Genomic DNA, 16,504 nt, shown 5'->3' on the forward strand with positions numbered 1-16,504 from the left:
TATTAGTACGCCAATCATGAACTTCTTGGAGCAGAACTGGTGGTACGAATCCTAATTTTCTACTTGTTATGTTTTTGCCACAATTATTCTCGAATATCAATAGAAAAAACAGTATAATAAAAACAAACAAAACTAAACAAACACATTCGGATAAGGCGGTGGTAAGAATGAATCTGGAATTTTTGCATCCGGCAGATCAGCTTCTTCAATTTATCAATCGTATTTACAATCATGGCATGACGACCACGTCCGGGGGCAATCTGTCGATCAAGGACCAGAACGGAGATATTTGGATCACACCGGCCGGGGTGGATAAAGGCTCATTAACCCGGATGGATATGGTATGCGTGAAGGAGAACGGCACGGTCCTGGGCATTCACAAGCCGTCCAGCGAGTTTCCGTTTCACAGGCTTATCTATCAAGCTCGTCCGGACTTGAAAGCGATCATTCACGCCCATCCGCCCGCACTGGTTTCGTTCAGCATTGTCCGGCGCATCCCGGATACCAGGCTGCTTCCGAACGAACGGCAGATTTGTGGCGAGATCGGGATCGCGCCTTACGCCCTGCCTGGAAGCGAGCAGCTCGGGGAGAATATTGCGGCTGTTTTCAAGCGCGGGATCGACACAGTTATGCTGGAGAACCATGGCGTTGTGGTCGGAGCTGGGGACCTTTCTCAAGCGTTTAACCGGTTTGAAACCCTGGACTTCTGTGCGCGGCTGGAGATCGAGGCGAGTCGACTCGGAAATCCCGTCCTGCTGACCGATGAGGATTACGATACCGTCCGTAATAAGAGCACGCAGCAGTTGGATACGTATATCTATGATACCTGCACGTCGGAGGAAAAAGAAATCCGCCGCGATATGTGCGCACTAATGCGGCGTGCGTATAAACAAGGTTTGTTCACCAGCACGCAGGGCACCTTTTCCCATCGATTGATTGGAAATGATTTTGTTATCACACCCTACGGTAAAGACCGCACCGATCTGGAACCGGGTGACCTTGTCCGTATAGAGAACGGCAAAGCTGAGGCTGGCAAACAGCCAAGCAAGTCTGTCTTTCTGCATGAAGCGATCTACAATATGCAGCCGCATGTCCATTCGGTCATTATCGCGCATCCTCCCAACATTATGGCATTTGCCGTAACCGATACCGTTTTCGATTCAAGAACGATTCCAGAGAGTTATATCTTGCTTCGCGGAATGCCAAAGCTTCCCTTTCATGCGGTTTACAACGAGCCTGAGCGTACCGCTTCGCTGTTTAAAGCGAATACGCCGATTGCCATCGTGAATAATAATTGTGTAATTGTTGCCGGTCAGAGTCTGCTTAACGCGTTTGACCGATTAGAAGTTGCTGAGTACAGCGCCAAGTCCATTCTGTCGGCAAGAACGCTCGGCAATGTCATCCACATCGATGACGACCGGATTCGCGAGCTTGAAGCAGCGTTTAATCTGGAGTAGGAAGTTCATTGGAATACCTCAGCTGTACAAAGGCTGTCGCGGTAATAGAGCGGCAGCCTTTCGTTTGTTCTGGCATCGACCAACGACGCAAAACCCTCCACGGATTTTTTGTGAATACAATCCTTTCCAGAGAGTAATTCAATTGAAGCATGGAAGTTGGTATTTACAATAATGGCGAATATGTCTATTATATATATAGACAAAACATAATTACGTTTATAAATATTTAGAAATGAGGAGGAACCATGAAAATACCTGCTTCAACAAATCATAAACCCGTGATTGTGTCGGATAACTATGGGAAAGTGGATGGACGATTTGCATCTAAGACAGACGTAGGAGCTCTATCTTTGGGATTGACCGAGCAGAACGAGGATGGTAGGGCGCATATTGCCGCCAAGATATGGAGAGATGAAGAGGAACAAGGGACCAGTTCATCTGATGAGATCCCCATCCATCGAATTCTGGATTTATCTATTCTCATTTGCAGTGCCCTGACCCATTTTAGCGAAGCCTATAGATTTGAACATTTATATGACCCACAACATCCTATGATCGACCGGATCGGATTGCAGGGGAACGCCATGACGGTGGCTGTTTGCACGGATAATGAACAGATTCAGGAGGATATCAAGCTGTTCAACGAGGCATTGAGCGATAACGGTGAGATGATTGGAGAACGTCTGCGCACTTTAACGAGAATGTTAGAAGAATTGGGATATGCGCGATGAGAAAGTCGCCGAACGTGGAGTTACGAAACTTTTCTTGCGTTTAGTGTTAACGAGAGTTTGGAGGTGAGCGGTCATGAAAGACCAGAATGACTTTGCATCTAACGTGCTGTCTCCTGAGAGAGTATTAACTGAGGAGGAACAGAGTCTTGTCTGGAAAAAACCATTAACGCATAAAGTAAGCGAGGAAGAACGGCGAATCACGAGTGAGATCAAGCGTAATTGGCATCGCGGCGAGATGAAGATCGCCAATATTCTATTGGAGGGAGATGCCGGCTCCGGAAAAACGCAGCTCGCCAAGGCGTTATCCGCAAACTTCAGGCTACCCTATACCAAAGTAACTTGTTTTGCCGATATGGATAAATCGGATATCCTTGGCGCCATTTTACCGGTTATTTCATCGGATCGAATGAAGCAGTTGGAAGCTGCGGACCAAGCGGCCTTGAGAGCATTATACGAAAGCGACGGCTTTCGAAGCTCAACGGAGATTTTAATGGAGGCGCTGGGGATTCCACAAGAGATGGCTTCCGCGAAGATGAAGCAATTATTGAAGCTGGCCGCGAATAACGCTCAGGATGGAGCTGTAGAGTATCGATTTTACGCTTCCGAGATCGTCAGATCTTTTCAAAAGGGCTATCTGCTGGAAATACAGGAACCGAACGTGATTCGGGATGCTGGCGTATTGATGGCATTGAATTCAGCATTGGAGCCGAGCGGCAGCCTTAATCTCCCAACGGAGATCGTGCACCGGCATCCGGATTTCATAGCGGTGATCACGGCAAACCGCAGTTATGCGGGATCGAGACCGCTTAACGAGGCATTGCGTGACCGGGTTCAGCATACGGAGAAGATGGACCTGCCGACCAAAGAGATCATGATGGAGCGGGCAATGGCCAAAACCGGTTATCGAAACGATGAAATGCTGGACGTACTGGCAAGAGTCATTATCCTATTGGATAAAACAGCACGAGCTAATGCCATAAAAGGCGTGGCCGGCATGCGTTCCTATTTCTATTGGGTGGATGCCGTTGCTCAAGGTGCTTCTGCGAGGGAATCCCTTTATCATAAAGTAATCTACAAGATAACAACCGATTCGGAAGAGATCAAACTGCTGGAAGAAGCGCTGGTAGGCGAAGGCTTATTGGATATGTTGGAGGAAGTTCCGCTTGAAATGAATAATAAACGAAATGCAGAGGCAGTGGAGATCACGACCTGGGACAGCGATATCGACCCGGATTCCACTTCTGATGGGCAAGCTGGGGAAGAAGGTATCCGGTTAAAAAAGTCCGCTGAAAGCGAAGGTAGCACATCCATTCCTTCGGATGAATCAACGGATATGGAGAGTGCGGATTCGGGTGAAGACGGATCACCGCAATATCACCAGGCCAATCCCGAACCCATGACGGAAGAGGAGAAACAGAAGGAGCGGAACTTCCGCAAAAAGCTGAATCAAGTTTCCAGATCCATCGTGTCCGATTCGATTCATCAGTCTGTTAAGCTGATCGTTCACCGTCCTGAATATGACCCGATCCAGCAGGAGGAATATTGGAGTCTGAGTAAGGGGCTTATGCCCATCGTGCGGGAAATCGCCAGACAGACGCTGCCGCTATTGGAGCATGAGATCACCGCGGAATATGCCAAAAACCATTACTATGGTTCTAAATTTCAGGCTGACAGCGTGGCCTATCGCGATTTCAAGTATTTTGCCAAGAAGCGTCCTCCGACGGAATCCCCTGGTCTTGTGGTCGGTTTGAGGGTGGATGAATCCGCATCGATGGCTGCTTTCGGTAGACTGGAGGCGGCCAAGCGGGCGGTCATTGCTGTCTATGAATTCTGTCAAATTTGCCATATTCCTGTTTTAATTTACGGGGATACTGCGGATGTTTCCCGTTTGGAACAAATGTCCATCTTCGCATATGCCGATTACAATCAACCGGATGTTCGCGATCGGTTCAGGTTGATGGGGATCCGTGCCAGAAGTAATAATCGGGATGGGTTGGCTTTAAGAATTATGGCGGAACGGTTAGCAGCTTCACCGAAGCAAACCAAGCTGTTGATCAGCATCAGCGACGGGCAGCCAAAAGCCATGGAAGACTATACCGGAAGTCTGGCCATTCAGGACATGCAGCAGACTCTATCTGAATACGAAAGAAAAGGAGTCAAATTTCTGGCGGCAGCCATCGGTCAAGACAAGGATGTCATTAGTCAGATCTATGGTGTCGAGAGGTTTTTGGATATTACTAACCTGAATGAGCTGCCAGCAAAATTGGTGCGCATTATTTCTCGGTACTTGTAATATATCAACACTGAACAGCTTCAGCCTGCGTGTCTTTATGACATGCGGGCTTGTTCTATTAATATTCGTGAATACCTGAACATATCTTCTAGTTCGTACTTGGTAAACTGGACATGTGCCCCGTTCAAACATTATAGTTAAAAGAATGAGGATGGCGTCATTTTGGCGGATTTTTTTCGGTGTCGTGAATCGATGCTCAGCTTTAAATCTTGAATATGTATACATAAGTAAGGGAGGACATGTATGGAGCAACCCCGTATTTGGCCGGATCGGTTCAAGCGCTTTTTCCTGAACAATAAGTTTGTGCTTTTTTTGCTTGTTCTGTTGCTGGTTGGACTCAACGTGTTGGTTATCAGCAAGATTTCGTTTGTGCTTCATCCGCTCGCCGTGTTAGTCAAGACAATCGTTTTGCCGATCATTTTATCAGGGATCCTCTATTATTTGCTGAACCCCCTGGTGGATTTCATGGAGAAAAGGAAAATCAAGCGCGGATGGTCCATCCTGATCCTATATCTGGTTATTGCCGGTATTCTAACGATTGTGGTGCTCGCGGTCATTCCGGTGCTGCGCAACCAGATTATGGGACTGATTGACAATTTCCCGACATATAGCGAGAAGGTTAGACAGCAGTTTGAAGATCTAACGGGCAGCGAGTTGTATAATCAGATCCAAGAAACAATGAACATTAATTCCCAAGAGTGGTGGACAACCGTCACGCAGAAAGCTACGGAAATTCTGAACCATACGTGGAGCAGAGTGGGCGGGTTCCTGGGTGCTTTTACGGAGATTGTGTTATCGATCGTGACCGTACCTTTTGTGCTGTTTTATATGCTGAAAGATGGCAAAAAGCTCCCTCAGAAAATATTGTCTTTTCTGCCGACGAAGAGTCGTTCCGGAATTTTGCATGTACTTCAGGATATCAATCATCAGATCAGTTCCTTTATCCGCGGGCAGATTATAGTGAGCTTCTGTATTGGGATTCTGCTCTATATCGGTTATATGATCATCGGTCTGGATTACGCGTTGATTCTGGCGATTATTGCATCGTTCACCAGCGTGGTGCCCTATCTGGGACCCGCAATTGCGATCACGCCAGCGCTGATTGTGGCTCTGGTCACTTCTCCGGTCATGCTGCTGAAGATGGTTGCGGTATGGACGATCGTGCAATTAATCGAAGGGAAATTCATCTCACCGCAAATCATGGGCAAAACGCTTAAGATTCACCCCATTACGATTATCTTCGTCATACTGACGGCCGGTAATCTGTTCGGTGTGGTTGGCATTCTGTTAGCTGTTCCTGGCTATGCGGTACTCAAGGTTTGCGTGTCCCATATTTTCGAATGGTTCAAGGACACATCGGGCATGTATGAGCCTCCGAATAGCAACACGCTGAAATAGTTTTTTGGACTGTCTCATCAATAGAATCAGGAGGTGTTCACTTGATATACAACATCCAAGATTTACAAAAGGCCTATTTGGCCGGGGGAAAGCGAAAGTTTCTGTTCTTCTGGGGTCATACGCCTCCAGCCGACGGCAGCGTTAGTAACAGCTGCTTCAGTCAGTGGTGGAAATGCACCTTCCTGATAGATGGCGTATCTTATAACTGTACTGAGCAATACATGATGGCGGAAAAAGCACGGTTGTTCGGCGATCATAAGATGCTGGAAGCGATTATGAAGGCTAAACATCCCAAAGAGATGAAAGCATTCGGTCGTGCTGTCCAATCCTTTGATAACGAGGTTTGGGAGCACCATTGCTATGACATTGTGAAGCGCGGGAATTTGGCCAAGTTCGAGCAGAATCAGGAATTAAGGTTGTATATAAGCACAACGAAAAATCGGATTTTGGTTGAAGCCAGTCCTGTAGATCGGATATGGGGAATCGGCTTGGCGAAGGACGATCCGAACGCTGACAATCCCATGAAATGGCGTGGAAAGAATCTGCTTGGTTTTGCACTGACAGAAGTTCGTGATCAATTACAAGAACAAGGAAGTCATACTGACTGATTCATGAAGGATGTAATCTTTGAAGGCTATAATATAATTTGTTTGCGAAGTCGCCATTTCGGCGGCTTTTTTTAAAAAATAAAAAAGGTAGGTTCTTCACAAAGCAATTGTAGGTAAATTCAACCATGCTTCATCCTGAAACGTGGATTCATTGCAAAAAAGAATCCGAATTAATATAATGGATATCACAGGTCCATGTGATTCGAATTAAAGGAGGAAACCGTCATACAGTTTTCCAAAAGCGTTGATTACGCTCTGCACGCCTTAATCCATTTGGCTCATTCGGAGCGTGACCAGAACATCGGAATCAAGGAGTTATCTGCGACGCTGGGCGTTTCGGAAAGCTATTTATCCAAAATCATGTCCAAGCTGAGACAGGATGGAATCGTGCGAGCAGTGCCGGGAGTGAACGGAGGCTACGAGCTGGCCAAGCAGGCCGAGCAGATTACATTCCTTGAAGTGATACAGGTAATTGAAGGAAGACAGCAGCTCTTTGAATGCTCAAATATGAATTCGCGGCAGCACCGCTTGCTGACCGAGGAGAAGGCTGCCGAGAAACAAGAGGACCATCCCCGTGAATGCGTATGCCTGGTCAAACAGGTGATGGACGGTGCCGAACGGCAATTGAATCGATACTTGGAGGAGCAAACGATCCAGTCGGTATTGGACGCGGCATCGAAGCGTGGCAGCTGTGATGAAAACAAGAAGTGATGAGCTGCTTGTTTTTTTTAATATGGATAAGCTGAAAGTTTGGGAGGGATCTTGGAAAACGGGAGGAATCTCGGGTAGTCGCATTTAATGATTGGTTTTCAGTCGGTCCCATCACGGAGTTGAGGGTTATCACATGTTTAAGAAGTCGCCATTGGCGGCTTTTTTTGTTTTGATGTTGTTTCATTATGATTTTCTATTGACCGGATGTTCAGTCTTAAATTATATTAGAATCATAATCTGGATAATCATTCATTGGAGAGAGGAGTTTTCAAATGGATTTAGCTTATCAAACTCAAGGCATTGGGACACCTGTTGTGTTGGTACACAGTCCAGGTGTAGACTCAAGAGAATGGAGGTATATTGCCCCGCATTTAGCTCGGAGCCATCAAGTCATCACGTATGATGGTCGGGGAACGGGAAAATCTCCAGCGCCGCAAAAACCAACCAGCTTGGTTGAAGACCTGCGAGCATTGCTTGATCATCTGGAAATTGACAGCGCTTCGCTTGTCGGTCATTCCATGGGAGGGCAGGCAGTTACGGATTTTGCCTTGACTTACCCTTCCAGGGTTGACCATTTAGTATTAATCGCACCATCGCTAACCGGATTCGAGCACTCTCAGCCATTCATCGATTGGATGGCCCAAGTAAATGCATGCGCACCAGATGTTAACCGTCTGGTTGAACAATCGTTGAGCGGTCCAAATTATCGTGTGACGATGTCCAGCGCTGAACGGGATTTTTTGCGCGAGATGCACACGCTGTATATGACCAGAGTGTTTAGTGAGTGGAAGAGCTTTGAGGTTGTATGGCCGATGCCGCCAGCCATCGAGCGGTTGGAGGAGCTTGTTGCAAGGACGCTGTTTATTCAGGGAACGGTCGAATGGGAGGATATGCAGCGAATTGCGGAACAGTTCAAGCGTGTTCAAGACATCCGTTTCGAAGTAATTGAGGGGGCTGACCATATGGTTACGCTGACACATGCAGAAGAACTTGCTGGTTTGATTCTTACATTTTTAGAAGGTACCTTATCTTCAAAAGAGTAAAGGTATTCAGCGTGGTAATGATAAGTATCAGCATGTGTTCGCGATAGGAACATGATGGATTTATGCAATATGGGGGAAATCACAATGAATGAGCAGTTGCTTGCGCGTAAGCTGGAACTTGTGAAAGCTGAAATAGGAGAAATGACTTATCAAACCATTGAAATAATCAACACTGGATGCGAGAAAGATGTTGTCATCTTAGACAAAACAAACGTGATCTCTTTCTATCGCGATGGTTGAAACTCTCCAGAATAATCATCGCAAGCCGGATTTTCAAAAAGAGTATAGTAGATTTTTTGATAGAGAATAACATACACGCAAAAAGCCGCATAATTGCGGCTTTTTTGATGAATTCATGCAATTTCTTTAAGCGAGTAAATGAAACGACATGTAATCATTGTGACTAGATATCTCTAATAAACGGCAGGTGGGGGCGACGAGGTTCCATGCTCCCCGATTGCCTCGATTCCTCACTTTTCAGCTTTCTTCCCCGGTACAGCCGGTTGTACTTTTTTAGACGTCTCCTGGCTCGTCTCAAAGCTAATCGGCGTGATGCCTTTTGCTTGCCACACCGTGCCTCTACGCTCGTATTCAAATAACTTTTCGATGGCATTCGCAATCTGTGGCCCGACTTCACGCTCAACCAAATACAAGGCCACATCAAGTCCGGAAGTAACACCTCCGCCAGTCACCAAGCGAGGACCATCTTCCACGATTCTTGCATCAACTGGAATTGCACCGAGAGCTCCTAATGCACCCATGCCTATCTGATTGGTGACAGCATATCTATCCTTCAATAAACCATCCATAGCCAGCAGTAATGAACCTCCACACACGGTAGCCACCGTAACTTCCTTATTATTCATAGCTTGTTTCACCATACTGGTTAAGCCCGTATCCTTAGCCTGCCTTAATATGTTGGGGATTGCATCTGCGGTATTCCCCGCTGGCTTTCCCGAAGCTCCAGGAACTACAATAATCCCGGGACGATTAGGGTCAAATACGGCTTGTGCTTCAAGCGTGGGTCCATACAGCCCGCTCGGAACCGAACGCTTACCTTCTGCAGATACCAATTCTACCGTAACTTTTCCTCCAGTGTACATTCCAGCTGCAGCAAATACTTCATAAGGCGCTAATGCGTCCAGCAGATCAAATCCATCGAATAATACGATTTGTACATGCACGCTTTTGTCTTTGGATGGATCCTGATTCTTTTTTGTTTCCGCGCTTGCTGCGGGGGCTAACAGACTTAGAACGAGCGTAAACGACATGAGTAAGCTAAGTATTCTTTTCATTCTTATACCAATTCCTTTCGATTCGTTCTGATGATAATTTCAGGAATAACTAGCAGCAGCGCAATTGAGCCGTAAACGCCGATGGTGTAGCTGGTAGCGTAAACATACCCGAATCCCTGATGAAAAAGGGAAGTAATGAGATGAATCAACATGTTTGTGAAGCAAAAGGCATAACTACGAATCATCCAATTTCGATGACAGATGATCCGTTTCCTCTTGATTTGGACGAGCGCCGTAATGGTGATAAACAGCCAGATCATATTCAGCAGATTGAATCCCATACTGCTTAATTTTCCGCCAGTGGCATAGGGGGCCATATATCCGGAAGTCAGCACAACTAGCAGTACGGATACGATATATACATAGCCGTTTATGCGATGGAGCCGGCGGCTTCTTTCAAATATTCGATTCGAAAAGTTAACCAGTCCCGATGCCATGGCCATACATGCGAATGCAACATGAACGTACATAACATTTAGCCAAACCGGGAGATTGAGCACGCGCTTCAGCCCGGTCTTATGACTTAAAAACCCCGAAGCAGCGGGATCGATCCAATAGTTTTTCACCAAGGCGTGTACTATAAATAGAATGCTGATACAGGCCAGCAATAGATATAACGATTTTCGTTTCTTCATCCGCTCGCAACTCCCGAAACTCTAGATTTGATACACACCATTCCTGGTAAAGAAAAACTCGATCGACATACATCCTTGGAAGCCATTATCGCGTGTATGCCGCGGTTTTTCTTTTTACGATCAGGAAACCCGATTTCCTGTTAATTTGGATGCAGGCAGAAGGCCAGCTTTGGCTATACCGACCATGTGATCTCCATCGACGACAACTTCAAATTTGAGATTCAAGCGCATGGGTTTCGTGATTCGTAGTGACCAGGCCAGCTTGTTATCCTGAAGCACAGGGTTCATAAACTCAATGGTTTCATCCCCCTGCGTTGCCGTGCCCTGGATCATATCGTTCCTTGTCAATATGGAGAGCTTGACCTCCATCTTCCCGACGGGCGTAGCGATAGTGGTCTCCCAATCCCCGTCGAAGACCGATGCCTGTATGCTTTTGCTATGCTGGGAGCTGGGCGTGGGTGTCATCGCTGTTATGTTCACCGCGACATTTGGTGCGTCACTCGTCACTGATTTATTAACGTTAGGCTTTATCCCTGTATCCTTCCAGACCGTGCCTCTTCGTTCATATTCGAATAACTGTTCGACCGCGTGAGCGATACGAGGCCCAAGTTCACGTTCGACCAGATATAGCGCTACATCGAGTCCTGAAGTTACACCGCCGCCAGTGACCAGATTACCGTCGTCCACGACGCGAGCCGAGACGGGAACTGCTCCAGTTGCACCAAGTAAGTCCATGCCCAGGTGGTTCGTTACCGCCGGCCGGCCTTCTAAGAGGCCTCCCATAGCAAGAATCAGGGAACCGCCACAGACCGTAGCGACTGTAATGTCTTTTTGCTGGAGAGCCTGCTTGATCAACCTGGTCAATTCGGTACTCATGGCCCGGCCCAGAATAGCCGGAATCGAATCTGGCCTATCACCTTCGACGTGGCCGGACGCGCCCGGAACGAGAATGATGCCCTCATGTTCCGGGTCCAGTCTGCCATTTGCTTCAATCTTCAACCCGTTGATGCCGCTAGGCACGGATCTTGGTCCTTCGGCCGTGACCAATTCTACGTTTAACTCGTTTTCAGCATTCATGGCTGCGGCGCAGAAGACCTCATAAGGAGCTAACGCATCCAGAAGATCGAAGCCATCAAACAACACGATTTGAACGTTTAGCATCAATAAATTCTCCTTGTCTCTATTTGGTTAGAAGATCTTTCAGCATGCGATATTCCTTCTCATCAATTTCACCTTTGGCCATTCGGTTCTTCAGAATCATAGCGATATCATCCTTTTGATCGTTTTTGTAACGATGACGAATCGTGTATACTCGAACCGCCAGGAAAGAGAAGAGCGTGAGACAAAACAAAGCGCCAAAAGGAAAGAACGAGAAAGCGTTATTTTCCAAACCCATATGTAAACCTCCTTTATCGATGAGTGCGCGGGAAGATCACCCGAAATATTGGCTGTCTGTGTGCGCAAATAGAAGCATAACAAACGAATATCTCAAACGAAGATGTAGAAAGGTCACAAAAGTATAAACAAATCATCACAATACATAAGCTCGCGTTAGTTCTAGCTAAAAAAATGATAAACTAGGAAAGCAAAGGTGGGATAAACATGAGTGTTTTCAAGACGATACTGGTTGTAGACGATGACCAAAGCATCGTTGAGTTATTAAGAGATTTTCTAGAGAATGACAACTTTCAAGTGAAAACTGCTTGCGATACCGCTCAAGCGTGGGACATATTTAAGCAGAACTCCATTCATTGTATTGTTCTGGACATTATGATGCCGGGACAAAACGGATTTGAGTTTTGCCGCCGGATTCGCGGGGAGAGCCATGTTCCGATCCTGTTCTTGAGTGCTCGCAGCGATGATGTGGATAAGATTCGAGGCCTGACTCTCGGAGGCGATGATTATATTGTTAAAACCGCTTCACCTGGTGAAATCGTTGCCAGAGTGAAAGCGGTATTGCGGCGTTCCGCTTCCCCGCAGCAACTGGATAGCAGGGTCTTGGATTACGGGCGAATCAAGTTAAATCTGTCCACAAGAGAAGTACTAGTGGATGGAAATAATGTCGTGCTCACACCCAGGGAATATGAGTTGCTGAGATTATTTGCCGAACACCCGAGACATGTTTTCTCCTATGAACAATTACTAGCGAAATTTTGGGATGGGGTGGGCGACAGGCACACGATTCGGGTCCATCTCAGCCGACTTCGTGAGAAAATCGAAGCTGATCCGAACCAACCGATATTCCTGGTCAACGTATGGGGAGTAGGGTATCGCTTTGAGGGAGGGTAACATGAGGTCACTCCGCATTCGTACGTTTACTATGCTCTGCTTCGTCTTTATTCTCACTTTGCCGTGGATCTTCTTTGTTGCTGCTCACTTTATGGAGACGAAGACGCTCAGCTTCGAAAAAGGTCGGCTGCAAAATGAGACGCTGCAACGAAATATATCGGAAATGACTCAGCGAATTGAATCGGGCACAGACCAATGGACGGATTCCGACTGGCAAAACCAATTGTATTCATCACTGCGCGAAGCGAAGATGGATGTTCTCATTCAATCCGCAGCAGATCAGGATATTTATCGTTCCAATCCAGATCGACGAGGCACTAAGTTATCAACCGAGCGATTCTCTGTCATCGAGGACGGCCAGCTGCTGGGAAGGGTTATTCTGTATCTGCCTCAGTCCAATCAATTTCAAGTGATGTCGGCTTTTGTCGGGCTGCTGCTTGCGATCTTTGTTGTTGGAATGGAAATGAGGCGATTCGTTCTTAAACCACTTGAGAAGATGGGAATCGCAGCTAGACAAATTGCAACAGGAGATTGGGATGTTCGGTTACCCATGTCGAGGATCATTGAAATCGCTGAAGTCCGCGACGGTTTCAATGTTATGGTCAAGGGGCTTGAGCAATCCTATCGAAAACAGGCCGAATTGGAGGAGGAACGCCGATTCGTCATTGCGGCAGTTGCGCATGATTTGCGGACACCTTTGTTCGCTTTGCGGGGCTATTTGGATGGTCTGGAGCAAGGGATCGCTCAATCTCCGGAAAAAATGGCCCAATATGTGGCGGTTTGCAAGGATAAATCGGCACAATTGGATCGGTTGGTAGAGGATCTGTTCACCTTTACAAAAATGGAGTATGTGGAGTCGGAACTGAACACTAAAACGGTTGATTTCAACCAGGTAATCCGGAATTCGATGGACAGTCTGAGTCCGCTGGCTCGGCAAAAAGGCATCTCGATCTCATTCCGTGTAACAGATGGCTGCATCATCAATGGAGATATGCATTTATTGGAGCGAGCCATGAACAATCTTCTGGATAATGCCGTCAGACACACACCTACAGATGGTAACATCGAAGTCCTGTGCAACAAAGATGGCAATAAGGTTATGTTTGCGATACGCGATACCGGGTCGGGCTTCTCTCTGGAAGAACTTGAGCGTGTATTTGAACCGCTGTATCGCGGGGAAGCCTCCAGAAGCCGCTCTACTGGAGGAAGCGGATTAGGCTTAACCATCTCACAAAGAATTGTTAGGCAGCACGGAGGCGAGCTTGCCGCAAGCAATCATCCGGAAGGGGGAGCGCTGCTGGAAGGATGGTTACCTGCAGCAGCTTCAGAGCAGATGGATTCGGAAAGCCACGAAAAATGATGGGAATCACTGACCGGTTTCACAACCGTGATTCCGGAACTGCTCCCAGGTCAGAGCGCCTCTTGGGGCAGGCCAGACGATTGTGCTGCAATATGTTGTTCATGAAACTGCCGAGGAAGGCATTGTCATCAGTCGGGTTATCGCATTTTCAGATAATGGTCAAAGCCTGGAAGTGGCGACACCATTAAGAATTACTGGTGAGGATGAAGAATAAGGACGTATCTCAATAAAAAGCGTAGAACCTCGGTTCTGCGCTTTTTTTAATTGATGTTGATTCATCTCCACTTGATCTTGATGTCACCCTTGTACACACGTTTAAAGAAGGGGGAGAAAACGGATGAAAAAGGGTGCAACGATCATACCGCTTATATTGTCAGCAATATTCATTATTTTGCTGTATAATAATCTTTCGAATGAAGGTTCAGCAAGCTATCGTATGGCGAATATAACCAGTTCGAATGATCGCTCGCATGGCAAACAAACAGAGCACGATCCAGTATCGACCTATAAGTAGTTATCGATCCTGCAGATTTATTTATATCCATTCACGGCAATACGTACGAGGATTCCAGCGTTTCAGGCATCGAAACTTATTATTACAACGAATCAAGGAATATCTAACATTACAATAAACAGTATATAAAGGAGCCCTATAAATGAAGCATTATGCATCTGGCCGTATTAAAATCCCGCCGGGATTTTGGGAAGGATTACATCAATTAGGGATTGCCGCTCATGACATAGCACGCAAAGCACAATTACCGCTCACCATCATAACGGAATCTATAGTCACCACCGCCCAATATTTCGCGATCTGGAAGGCTTATTCCGATCTCATTGGTGACACGGCCCAAGCCATCATCAAGCTTGCGACCGTTTTTGAAACGGCGCAGTACCCACCGACCGTCTTAGCGCCTTACCACGCTCGTGACTACCGCGATGCTCTAAACCGAATGGCTCGGTATAAACAACTATGTCCACCTGAAGGCTTGCTGATTACCGAGGAAGGCGAGTACTGTACCATCGAGCTGGAATGGCTGAATCCAGGCGAACAGCCCGGTCCTCCGCTGCTTGTGGGTATCACATTAGCATGTCTTTTGGAGCTTGGACGCCGGGGCACAGGTCAACCATTGACCGCACACTTGGTTGAATTTTCGCAGCCTATGGGCGATGTCCAAGCTCTTGAAGCTTATTTCGGCTGTCGTATCCGGATGGGTGCTACGCGTAACCGGTTGACGCTCTATCGAAGAGATCTGGACCGCACTTTTATCTCGTATAACGAAGAATTGCTAGAGATCCTGACTCCCGCTCTGGACCGTTCGCTTGATGAACTACAGAGCAACCAATCCATTACCGACCTGGTTAAGTGGATCATGAAACGCAGTCTTACAGGAGGGCGACCTGACATTCAGTCTGTGGCGAAGGAGTTCAATATGAGTGATCGTACGTTACAGCGCAGGTTAACGGAAGAAAATACGAGCTTCAAGCAATTGCTGATGCAAGCTAGACACGAGCAGGCCATTGAGTACTTGGCAGACCCCTCGCTCGATCTCAAAGAAGTTGCTTTTTTGATTGGATATGAAGATCAGAACTCGTTCTACCGTGCCTTCCGTCTTTGGGAAGGAGATACTCCATCAAATTGGCGTACTGAGCATCTCAGTACCTATTCGCCTTCAGAACAACGGCAGGGAATGCTGACCATGAATTCATAGCGTTCTCAACTAAACGGTTTCTATAGAGAGGTTGCAGGTTACTTCAGTGTGTTGCTTTAGTATTATCAATTGGCGTGTTATACAAGTACTTTGGCGCTATGTGCTAGTTACTCAACATTCCTGACAAAGTAATATAATCACTATCCGGATCACAAAGGAGAAATGATTATATTATGGATATGGGATTAAACAATAAAACGGCTCTAGTTACCGGTTCAACAAAAGGCATAGGTAAGGCCATTGCCATTGAACTTGCAAGAGAAGGTGTTCATGTACTCATTAATGGACGAAATCATGAAGAGGTCGAGCAAACCGTGAATGACATCAAGTCCCAATTCCCGGCGACGTCTCCTCAAAATGCTGCAGCCGATATCGTGGATGCAAAGCAAAGAGAAGCTTTGTTTGGAAAATATCCCCATGTGGATATTTTAGTTAACAACATGGGTATTTATGAAATTATGCAGTATGAGGATGTTGATGATGAGGTATGGGAGAAATATTTCCGTACGAATGTGCTTGCAGCTAATGGATTAACTAAATTTTACTTGCCACATATGTTAAAACGTGATGATGGGCGCATTATTTTTATAGCCAGCGAAGAAGCCGTAATGCCTTCAGGACAAATGCCTCAATACTGCATGACAAAATCAATGCTCTTATCCTTGTCTAAGAGCTTGTCCAAATTAACCAGGGGAACGGAAGTGACCGTTAATACGATTATGCCAGGACCAACCCTCTCAGAGAATGTGTACCAAATCATAGAAGGAATGTACCCTGATAAAAATATGACTTTTTCTGAAAAAGAGAAGGAATTTATGGTTACGAACCTACCTCAATCCGAAATACAGCGATTTATCAAGCCTATCGAAATAGGTAGACTGGCTGCATTCCTGTGCAGTCCTTACGCATCCGCGTTTAAAGGTTCTCCAATCCGTATGGATGGCGGAATGGTGCCTACGATTTTCTAAGGTT

At 46.5% G+C, this 16,504-nt stretch carries 18 protein-coding genes and 1 pseudogene; 15 read left to right on the forward strand and 4 right to left on the reverse strand.

All coding sequences use genetic code 11. From position 1 onward, the window contains the following. Positions 1-167: 167 nt before the first annotated feature. From ACOZB4_RS00995 to ACOZB4_RS01035, 9 genes and pseudogenes are all read left to right on the forward strand, one after another. Positions 168-1,457, forward strand: a complete 1,290-nt coding sequence (locus ACOZB4_RS00995) for a class II aldolase/adducin family protein (protein ID WP_379405171.1) — start codon at positions 168-170, stop codon at positions 1,455-1,457. Positions 1,458-1,702: 245 nt separating this feature from the next. Then, positions 1,703-2,188, forward strand: coding sequence for a DUF6530 family protein (locus tag ACOZB4_RS01000; RefSeq protein ID WP_379405173.1), 486 nt, complete (start codon positions 1,703-1,705; stop codon positions 2,186-2,188). A 73-nt stretch (positions 2,189-2,261) separates the two neighbouring features. Beyond that, positions 2,262-4,481, forward strand: a complete 2,220-nt coding sequence (locus ACOZB4_RS01005; RefSeq protein WP_379405175.1) for an AAA family ATPase — start codon at positions 2,262-2,264, stop codon at positions 4,479-4,481. 243 nt (positions 4,482-4,724) lie between these two features. Next, positions 4,725-5,879 carry an AI-2E family transporter gene (locus ACOZB4_RS01010; protein WP_379405177.1) on the forward strand — a complete coding sequence of 385 codons (1,155 nt, stop codon included), beginning with the start codon at positions 4,725-4,727 and terminating at the stop codon, positions 5,877-5,879. A gap of 41 nt (positions 5,880-5,920) precedes the next feature. Then, on the forward strand, positions 5,921-6,487 hold the full coding sequence (locus ACOZB4_RS01015; RefSeq protein ID WP_339293357.1) for an NADAR family protein: 567 nt from the start codon (positions 5,921-5,923) through the stop codon (positions 6,485-6,487). A 225-nt stretch (positions 6,488-6,712) separates the two neighbouring features. Further along, positions 6,713-7,198: an RrF2 family transcriptional regulator gene (locus ACOZB4_RS01020; protein WP_339273507.1), complete on the forward strand. Its 486-nt coding sequence runs from the start codon at positions 6,713-6,715 to the stop codon at positions 7,196-7,198. Between the two features lie 68 nt (positions 7,199-7,266). Then, positions 7,267-7,371: pseudogene (locus tag ACOZB4_RS01025) on the forward strand (hypothetical protein); the annotation flags it as partial. A gap of 99 nt (positions 7,372-7,470) precedes the next feature. Then, a complete protein-coding gene (locus ACOZB4_RS01030; protein ID WP_379405180.1) occupies positions 7,471-8,241 on the forward strand; it encodes an alpha/beta fold hydrolase in 771 nt (256 codons plus the stop codon). An 84-nt stretch (positions 8,242-8,325) separates the two neighbouring features. Continuing rightward, positions 8,326-8,481, forward strand: coding sequence for a hypothetical protein (locus ACOZB4_RS01035; RefSeq protein WP_379405182.1), 156 nt, complete (start codon positions 8,326-8,328; stop codon positions 8,479-8,481). Between the two features lie 230 nt (positions 8,482-8,711). On the opposite strand, the gene ACOZB4_RS01040 is transcribed toward ACOZB4_RS01035, so the two are convergent. From ACOZB4_RS01040 to ACOZB4_RS01055, 4 genes are all read right to left on the reverse strand, one after another. Next, the gene (locus tag ACOZB4_RS01040; RefSeq protein WP_379405184.1) at positions 8,712-9,536 is read right to left on the reverse strand and encodes a DJ-1/PfpI family protein; all 825 of its coding nucleotides are present in this window, start codon (positions 9,534-9,536) and stop codon (positions 8,712-8,714) included. Positions 9,537-9,538: 2 nt separating this feature from the next. Next, positions 9,539-10,171: a DUF2306 domain-containing protein gene (locus ACOZB4_RS01045; RefSeq protein WP_379405186.1), complete on the reverse strand. Its 633-nt coding sequence runs from the start codon at positions 10,169-10,171 to the stop codon at positions 9,539-9,541. A 120-nt stretch (positions 10,172-10,291) separates the two neighbouring features. Beyond that, positions 10,292-11,332 carry a DJ-1/PfpI family protein gene (locus ACOZB4_RS01050; protein WP_379405188.1) on the reverse strand — a complete coding sequence of 347 codons (1,041 nt, stop codon included), beginning with the start codon at positions 11,330-11,332 and terminating at the stop codon, positions 10,292-10,294. A gap of 19 nt (positions 11,333-11,351) precedes the next feature. After that, complete coding sequence (locus ACOZB4_RS01055; RefSeq protein ID WP_379405190.1) at positions 11,352-11,567, reverse strand: hypothetical protein; 216 nt, start codon at positions 11,565-11,567, stop codon at positions 11,352-11,354. Between the two features lie 206 nt (positions 11,568-11,773). Here ACOZB4_RS01055 and ACOZB4_RS01060 point away from each other — a divergent pair, with 206 nt between their 5' ends. From ACOZB4_RS01060 to ACOZB4_RS01085, 6 genes are all read left to right on the forward strand, one after another. Then, complete coding sequence (locus tag ACOZB4_RS01060) at positions 11,774-12,460, forward strand: response regulator transcription factor (protein WP_379405192.1); 687 nt, start codon at positions 11,774-11,776, stop codon at positions 12,458-12,460. A gap of 1 nt (position 12,461) precedes the next feature. Beyond that, positions 12,462-13,820: a sensor histidine kinase gene (locus ACOZB4_RS01065; RefSeq protein ID WP_379405194.1), complete on the forward strand. Its 1,359-nt coding sequence runs from the start codon at positions 12,462-12,464 to the stop codon at positions 13,818-13,820. An 82-nt stretch (positions 13,821-13,902) separates the two neighbouring features. Further along, a complete protein-coding gene (locus tag ACOZB4_RS01070; protein ID WP_379405196.1) occupies positions 13,903-14,034 on the forward strand; it encodes a hypothetical protein in 132 nt (43 codons plus the stop codon). Between the two features lie 302 nt (positions 14,035-14,336). Then, complete coding sequence (locus tag ACOZB4_RS01075; protein ID WP_379405616.1) at positions 14,337-14,441, forward strand: N-acetylmuramoyl-L-alanine amidase; 105 nt, start codon at positions 14,337-14,339, stop codon at positions 14,439-14,441. Positions 14,442-14,476: 35 nt separating this feature from the next. Continuing rightward, entirely contained in the window at positions 14,477-15,532 is a 1,056-nt protein-coding gene (locus tag ACOZB4_RS01080) for a helix-turn-helix transcriptional regulator (RefSeq protein WP_379405198.1), read from the forward strand. Between the two features lie 173 nt (positions 15,533-15,705). Further along, positions 15,706-16,500, forward strand: a complete 795-nt coding sequence (locus ACOZB4_RS01085) for an SDR family NAD(P)-dependent oxidoreductase (RefSeq protein ID WP_379405200.1) — start codon at positions 15,706-15,708, stop codon at positions 16,498-16,500. The last annotated feature ends 4 nt before the right edge of the window (positions 16,501-16,504 follow it).

The sequence above is a fragment of the Paenibacillus sp. NPDC058898 genome (assembly GCF_049316025.1).
Taxonomy (GTDB): Bacteria; Bacillota; Bacilli; order Paenibacillales; family Paenibacillaceae; genus Paenibacillus_AQ.

Bases quoted from the DNA above. Each gene is read 5' to 3' on its own strand.
- ACOZB4_RS00995 (WP_379405171.1), top strand. From the start codon at position 168: ATGAATCTGGAATTTTTGCATCCGGCAGATCAGCTTCTTCAATTTATC.
- ACOZB4_RS01000 (WP_379405173.1), top strand. From the start codon at position 1,703: ATGAAAATACCTGCTTCAACAAATCATAAACCCGTGATTGTGTCGGAT.
- ACOZB4_RS01005 (WP_379405175.1), top strand. From the start codon at position 2,262: ATGAAAGACCAGAATGACTTTGCATCTAACGTGCTGTCTCCTGAGAGA.
- ACOZB4_RS01010 (WP_379405177.1), top strand. From the start codon at position 4,725: ATGGAGCAACCCCGTATTTGGCCGGATCGGTTCAAGCGCTTTTTCCTG.
- ACOZB4_RS01030 (WP_379405180.1), top strand. From the start codon at position 7,471: ATGGATTTAGCTTATCAAACTCAAGGCATTGGGACACCTGTTGTGTTG.
- ACOZB4_RS01035 (WP_379405182.1), top strand. From the start codon at position 8,326: ATGAATGAGCAGTTGCTTGCGCGTAAGCTGGAACTTGTGAAAGCTGAA.
- ACOZB4_RS01040 (WP_379405184.1), bottom strand. From the start codon at position 9,536: ATGAAAAGAATACTTAGCTTACTCATGTCGTTTACGCTCGTTCTAAGT.
- ACOZB4_RS01045 (WP_379405186.1), bottom strand. From the start codon at position 10,171: ATGAAGAAACGAAAATCGTTATATCTATTGCTGGCCTGTATCAGCATT.
- ACOZB4_RS01050 (WP_379405188.1), bottom strand. From the start codon at position 11,332: ATGCTAAACGTTCAAATCGTGTTGTTTGATGGCTTCGATCTTCTGGAT.
- ACOZB4_RS01055 (WP_379405190.1), bottom strand. From the start codon at position 11,567: ATGGGTTTGGAAAATAACGCTTTCTCGTTCTTTCCTTTTGGCGCTTTG.
- ACOZB4_RS01060 (WP_379405192.1), top strand. From the start codon at position 11,774: ATGAGTGTTTTCAAGACGATACTGGTTGTAGACGATGACCAAAGCATC.
- ACOZB4_RS01065 (WP_379405194.1), top strand. From the start codon at position 12,462: ATGAGGTCACTCCGCATTCGTACGTTTACTATGCTCTGCTTCGTCTTT.
- ACOZB4_RS01080 (WP_379405198.1), top strand. From the start codon at position 14,477: ATGAAGCATTATGCATCTGGCCGTATTAAAATCCCGCCGGGATTTTGG.
- ACOZB4_RS01085 (WP_379405200.1), top strand. From the start codon at position 15,706: ATGGATATGGGATTAAACAATAAAACGGCTCTAGTTACCGGTTCAACA.